The organism is Gracilibacillus alcaliphilus (assembly GCF_016909015.1).
In the GTDB taxonomy this organism is placed as follows: Bacteria; Bacillota; Bacilli; order Bacillales; family Amphibacillaceae; genus Gracilibacillus; species Gracilibacillus alcaliphilus.
Window position 1 is genome coordinate 219,317 of sequence record NZ_JAFBFA010000005.1, and the last position, 6,000, is coordinate 225,316.

General features: G+C 39.0%; 5 protein-coding genes. 4 read left to right on the plus strand and 1 reads right to left on the minus strand.

Features of this window, described 5'->3' with window-relative positions; genetic code table 11:
- Positions 1-315: 315 nt before the first annotated feature.
- The gene (locus JOD18_RS06300) at positions 316-663 is read left to right on the plus strand and encodes a bh protein (RefSeq protein ID WP_204668083.1); all 348 of its coding nucleotides are present in this window, start codon (positions 316-318) and stop codon (positions 661-663) included.
- 237 nt (positions 664-900) lie between these two features.
- Positions 901-1,332 carry a hypothetical protein gene (locus tag JOD18_RS06305; protein WP_204668084.1) on the plus strand — a complete coding sequence of 144 codons (432 nt, stop codon included), beginning with the start codon at positions 901-903 and terminating at the stop codon, positions 1,330-1,332.
- 255 nt (positions 1,333-1,587) lie between these two features.
- On the opposite strand, the gene JOD18_RS06310 is transcribed toward JOD18_RS06305, so the two are convergent.
- On the minus strand, positions 1,588-2,292 hold the full coding sequence (locus JOD18_RS06310) for a GntR family transcriptional regulator (RefSeq protein ID WP_204668085.1): 705 nt from the start codon (positions 2,290-2,292) through the stop codon (positions 1,588-1,590).
- A 160-nt stretch (positions 2,293-2,452) separates the two neighbouring features.
- Here JOD18_RS06310 and JOD18_RS06315 point away from each other — a divergent pair, with 160 nt between their 5' ends.
- On the plus strand, positions 2,453-4,369 hold the full coding sequence (locus JOD18_RS06315; protein WP_204668086.1) for a beta-glucoside-specific PTS transporter subunit IIABC: 1,917 nt from the start codon (positions 2,453-2,455) through the stop codon (positions 4,367-4,369).
- 57 nt (positions 4,370-4,426) lie between these two features.
- Positions 4,427-5,878 (plus strand): 6-phospho-beta-glucosidase BglA, encoded by a 1,452-nt coding sequence (gene bglA / locus JOD18_RS06320; RefSeq protein WP_204668087.1) that lies wholly within the window; start codon positions 4,427-4,429, stop codon positions 5,876-5,878.
- Positions 5,879-6,000 lie beyond the last annotated feature (122 nt).

Sequence of the window (6,000 nt, forward strand, 5' to 3'; positions counted from 1 at the left end):
TTCTTGTCCCGGTGGATGGTCACAACATTACTGCTGCGTATAGTTGCTTCCAATCTTATGGTTAGTAGAAGAGAGTTTTTCTTTCATTATTATATTATCACGTGTTTTGTTGTATAATATAGATAGATAAAAAATAAAGCGAGACTGCTATCAACTTGGGTTTTCTCATCCCTCGCTGACACTTCTCGGGGTATTAGCGTCTGCTATCCCTCTACTGCACTTTTGGGAATTTCAAAGCCTTAAAGTGGAGGAATTACGGACGGATGCACCGGAATAAATATCAACGGTGCCAATAATAGAGGAGGCTTATTTAGTATGAAGCGTTCTGAAATGGAAACAGAATTGTTCTGTACACAATGCATGGACCATACTTTGCATCAAATTAGTTATCTTAACGAGAAGATTAGTAAGATTGAATGCGAGCAGTGTCATCATGTGGTGAAATTGCGTCTTGATGTAAAGAAAGAATTCTTGAAAGAATCATATTATAAAGCTGTATCAAAGCCTGGACAAATTCGCCGCGAATTAAAAGAGGGAAAAGGGGATTTCCTGATTCATTTTCCTGCTAGAGTAGTGACAAAGCCGTATCGATTAGTCAAGTATTTAAATGAGTCATGGAAAGTTGTCAAGGCGTCCCGAACAGAACAAGATCAAAAGAAATAAATAAATATAGAGTCAGGAAACTCTGGCTCGGTGATTGCACTTTGTTCATTTCCATCCTTGTCTTTATAAAGATAGAGGGTGGTTTTGTTATGTTTGCATAGAGATATAAATGATGGGATGATTGTTTAAGTATTGTTAGGTTTCCACAATCTCATCAAATTCTCATTTTCTTCTCAGCGGAATGTTAGAGAAGCAGGGTAATATAACAAATAGAAATAGAAGAAAGGGGAAATTCAGATGAAATATTTTATCACAGTAACCACATTAGCTGCTATTTTGGCGGGGGGTGGGGCAAGCGATCAAACAGAACAGGCAGCAAAGGAAGTTTCAGTAGAACATGTGGCATCTACAGGAACAGAGCAAGAGACATCAACAGATCAGGAGATAATGGACTCTAATGAAGTGGCAAAAGAGTCTCCTGACGAAGAATCAGATCAGCAGTCAAGTGAAGTTTCTCAGGATTTTCCTGAATATGAAACATTAGCTGAGCATATTGATCTGGATAGGTTAGAACAAGAGATTGTGGAAGACAACCAAAGTAAACGAGTGATAATTTTTAAGTCAACAGATGGCGAACAAGAATATAAAAGTATTTTTGTAAAAGAAACCGACCGGTTAAAGATCATTCCCATCGGACCTGGTGCCCCATTATATAATGATGTTATTTAGATAGATAATAGAATACACACACATAATCGAGTGATTTGGCAAACAAAAGGAGCGAGAACGAATAAGTGTTTCTATTGTTCATTATAAAAGAAGCCCTTTACTTAGATGGAAAAAAGAGTAAGCAATTCTCAGTACGAGCTCCATCTTTGGAAAAAGTGAAATAATATCCATTATTATAAGGGTGAAATGACGAAAGACAGTTTCCATCTTAACGAGGATGGGAGCTGTCTTTTTCGTATATGGGGCAAGATTTGATTATATTCCGCTACCCAATAAAAAGAATTGTGACTGCTCATAATTATAAGTGACCTTCGAAAAATCAAACGGCTTGCCATTTGACAGAAAAAAGATGCTCTCCATAACGAGCTTGGGATCACCTTGCTTCAAGTGCAAATAATTGGCTTCTTCTTCCGTTAATTTTCCCGTCTTGATATACATTTCTGAAAAACCAATATTTAGCCCTAACCCCTCCGTTACATAATGGAAGATAGATTCTGTCACAATTTGTTTATTTAAATAAGTGACCACAGATTTATCATAGTAAGATTCTTCTACACACAATGTCTGACCGTTAATATAACGAATCCGTTTGACATAATAGACACCTTGATCATAGTCAATCTGCAAATTGTCTGCCACTTCTTGTGTTGGTTTTACGACGTCTAGCTGGAGCATCTCTGATGTAATGTCGAACTCTTCAAGATCTTTTTTAAAACCTTGATTGGATAGTAAGTTGATATACCCCATCCGGCTTTTTCTTCTAACAAAGATCCCGCTCCCCCGAACTTGAAAGATAAGCCCTTTTTTCTCCAACAGATCTAATGCCTTGATAATCGTGCTTTTGCTGGCAGAAAATTCATCCATCAATGATTCTAATACAGGCAGTTTGGTACCTTGCTGTAGCTGATGCTGTTCAATATAAAGTTCAATTTGATTGGCTACTTGCTGATACTTAAGCATGACTCATACCTCTCATTCTGTTCTTATCTGACTCAAAGTATACCATATTTCCTTGTTTAGTTACAAAATTAATTGAATACAATAATATTATATAGGCATTGACTAATTATACCTATACAATTATAATGTAGGTATAAAATCCTGAAGGGAGAACGAACAAATGGCAAGTAAAGTGAGGGATTATAACAAACTAGCTGATGACATTTTGGAGGCAGTTGGCGGAGAAGATAATATTGAAAATGCCACGAGATGTGCCACACGTTTGCGTCTTGTGTTGAAAAATACAGATCCAAAGGCAAAAGAGAAAGTTTCCAGCCTTCCTGGTGTTATTACAGTAGTAGAGAATAGTGGTCAATTCCAAGTCGTAATTGGCCAGCATGTTGGTGAAGTGTATGAAGCCTTTATCAGTAATGTAAATGTAGATGCTTCTGACCAAGAAAGTGACAATAAAGGAACTATTTTAAATCGTGTGATTGCAACGATGTCTGCGGTTTTTGCGCCGTTTGTTTATATCTTAGCTGCTGCCGGTATTTTGCAAGGTATACTGATTTTGATTAAATTGGCTTTTCCAGCTTTTGAACAAACAGGAACATTTGAAGTATTAAACTTTATGTCTTGGGCACCGTTTACCTTCTTGCCGATATTCATCGCGATTACGGCGTCTAAACATTTTAAAGTTAACACTTATATTGCCGTTGCTGCTACAGCAGCATTGGTAACACCGGATTGGACAGCAATAGCAGAACGAATTGCTGATGGCGAAACCTTCACATTCTTAGGTATTGCCTTATCAGAAACAACTTACACATCATCAGTGCTGCCACCATTATTCCTAGTGTGGATCTTATCTTATGTAGAGAAATTTTTGAATAAGAAAATTCATGAGGTAGTTCGTCCATTATTTGTACCGTTTTTCAGTATCCTCATTATGGTGCCGCTAGTATTATTACTGATTGGACCAATCACAACATGGGGTGCAAACGGAATTGCTAATGGCTATAATTATTTGGCCGAAGTTTTCCCGGCATTAGCGGGAGCTATTATTGGCGGGTTCTGGCAAGTGCTAGTTATCTTTGGTGTCCATTGGGGGGTTACACCAATGGTTCTTGCCAACTTTGAACAGTATGGCATGGATTCCTTCCAAGCCTATCAAACGATTGCCGTTATTGCCCAAGTAGGTGCTGTATTCGGTGTGCTTATTAAGGCGAAGAACAGTGAAACACGTAAGGTTAGTGCATCAGCTGGGATCACCGGTATCTTTGGTATTACCGAACCGGCTATCTACGGTGTTACGCTCCGGTTTAAGAAACCATTTATTTATGGATGTATATCAGGTGCGATCGGTGCGATTACGGCCAGTTTCTTTAGCCCATTTTATTTCGCATACGCTGGTTTACCTAGTGCGATTACAACAGTAAATGCCATTAATATGACAGACTATCCTTCCTCTATTTGGGGTGTATTGATTGGTTCTGCGATTGCGATTGTTTTACCGATTATTCTTGTTCAAATTTTTGGTTATGGAGAAGATACAGCAAAGCAAGGCAGTAAGGAATTAGCAGCTGAACAAGGTGAAACTGGTACGGAAGAAGCTGCACAAGCAACAGAAACAGCTGTTGTAAATGAAGAAGAGATCAAGTCACCATTAACCGGTAAAGTTGTTCCGCTTGCAGATGTGGCTGATGAAGTATTTAGTTCAGGGGCGATGGGGAAAGGGATTGCCATTGATCCAACCGAAAATATCTTATATGCACCAGCAGACAGTACTGTGGTAATGATTGCTCAGACGAAACATGCAATTGGTTTGCGTACAGACACTGGTTTAGAATTATTAATCCATGTTGGCTTAGATACTGTCGGCCTAAAAGGTGAACCTTTTGATGTGAAGGTAACGGACGGTCAAGCAGTGAAACAAGGTGACGTGTTATTAGAATTTAACCGAGAACTGATTATAGAACATGGACTGCAAACTGTCACACCAATTATTGTAACGGATATGGCGGGATTTGAAGAAGTAGCGTTTGAAGAAATCAGTGATAGCAAAGCAGGCGAGAAACTATTTACGATGGTCAAGTAAGGTGAAGAAAACTTACAAACGGGTAGTGCCGTGTTAAATCAAAGGAGGATGTCAAATATGAGTAAATTACCGAAAGATTTCTTATGGGGCGGTGCCTTAGCTGCCCACCAATTTGAGGGTGGCTGGAATGCCGGCGGTAAAGGACCTAGTGTGGTAGATGTGCTGACGGCAGGTGCGCATGGTGTGGCAAGAAGAATCACAGATACAATTGAACCGGATGAGTTTTATCCAAACCATGAAGCAATTGATTTCTATCACCGCTATAAAGAAGATATTGCGTTATTTGCGGAAATGGGTTTAAAATGCCTAAGAACATCGATCGGCTGGAGCCGTATTTTTCCTAAAGGTGATGAAACAGAACCAAATGAGGAAGGTCTTCAATTCTATGACAATGTCTTCGATGAGTTGTTGAAACATGGTATTGAACCAGTCATTACGCTGTCACACTTTGAAATGCCGTTACATTTGGCACGCGAGTATGGCGGTTTTCGCAGCCGTAAGGTTGTAGATTGTTTTGTTAAATTTGCTGAAGTTTGTTTTGATCGCTATAAAGATAAAGTGAAATACTGGATGACATTTAATGAAATCAATAATAAGATGGATGTTCGTAATCCACTCTTCTTGTGGACCAATTCTGGTGTACTAGTAGAAGAAGGGGAAGACGCTAAAGAAGTAATGTATCAAACCGCTCACCATGAATTAGTAGCTAGTGCCTTAGCAGTTATCAAAGGAAAAGAGATGAAACCGGATCTTCAAATAGGAAACATGGTCTCCCATGTGCCAATTTATCCTTACTCTTCTAATCCAGAAGATGTGATGCTGTCAGAGGAGTATATGCGTGATCGTTACTTCTTCCCAGATGTACAAGTACGCGGCTACTATCCAAGCTATGCGTTAAAAGAATTTGAACGTAAAGGTTACAACATTGTAATGGAAGATGGCGATGATGAGATTCTGCGCAAAGGTATCGTAGATTATCTAGGCTTTAGTTATTATATGTCTACTACTGTAAAAAGTGGTGAAGTGGCCAGTGATGCTTCTGATGTGACAAATGGCGGCTTGCCGCATGGTGTCGAAAACCCATATATCAAATCCAGTGACTGGGGCTGGGCGATTGACCCGACTGGTTTGCGATACACCTTGAACCGCTTCTATGACCGTTATCAATTACCAATGTTTATTGTCGAAAATGGCTTTGGTGCTATTGACCATATTGAAGAAGATGGTTCTATCCATGATGAGGCACGTATCAGTTATTTACGTTCCCATATCGCGGCGTTAGAAGAGGCTGTTAATTACGATGGAGTAGAATTAATGGGGTATACGCCATGGGGAATCATTGATATTGTTTCTTTCACAACAGGTGAAATGAAGAAGCGTTATGGTATGATTCATGTGGACCGTGACAACGAAGGAAACGGATCAATGAAGCGATCTAAGAAAGATTCCTTTGATTGGTATAAAAAGGTTATTGAAACAAATGGTGAAGATTTGAGCTATAAACGTTAAATATTTGTAAAAAAGACAGTCTATGAATGATATGCTCCCTTTATAGTAGACAGAGAAATAATAAAAATTCTCACCTATTATGAAGGGAGTATTTTGTATGTCTAAAAGAATGACCAAACAGG

Coding starts and splice junctions, on each gene's coding strand:
- JOD18_RS06300 (WP_204668083.1), top strand. CDS start 316: ATGAAGCGTTCTGAAATGGAAACAGAATTGTTCTGTACACAATGCATG.
- JOD18_RS06310 (WP_204668085.1), bottom strand. CDS start 2,292: ATGCTTAAGTATCAGCAAGTAGCCAATCAAATTGAACTTTATATTGAA.
- JOD18_RS06305 (WP_204668084.1), top strand. CDS start 901: ATGAAATATTTTATCACAGTAACCACATTAGCTGCTATTTTGGCGGGG.
- JOD18_RS06315 (WP_204668086.1), top strand. CDS start 2,453: ATGGCAAGTAAAGTGAGGGATTATAACAAACTAGCTGATGACATTTTG.
- bglA (WP_204668087.1), top strand. CDS start 4,427: ATGAGTAAATTACCGAAAGATTTCTTATGGGGCGGTGCCTTAGCTGCC.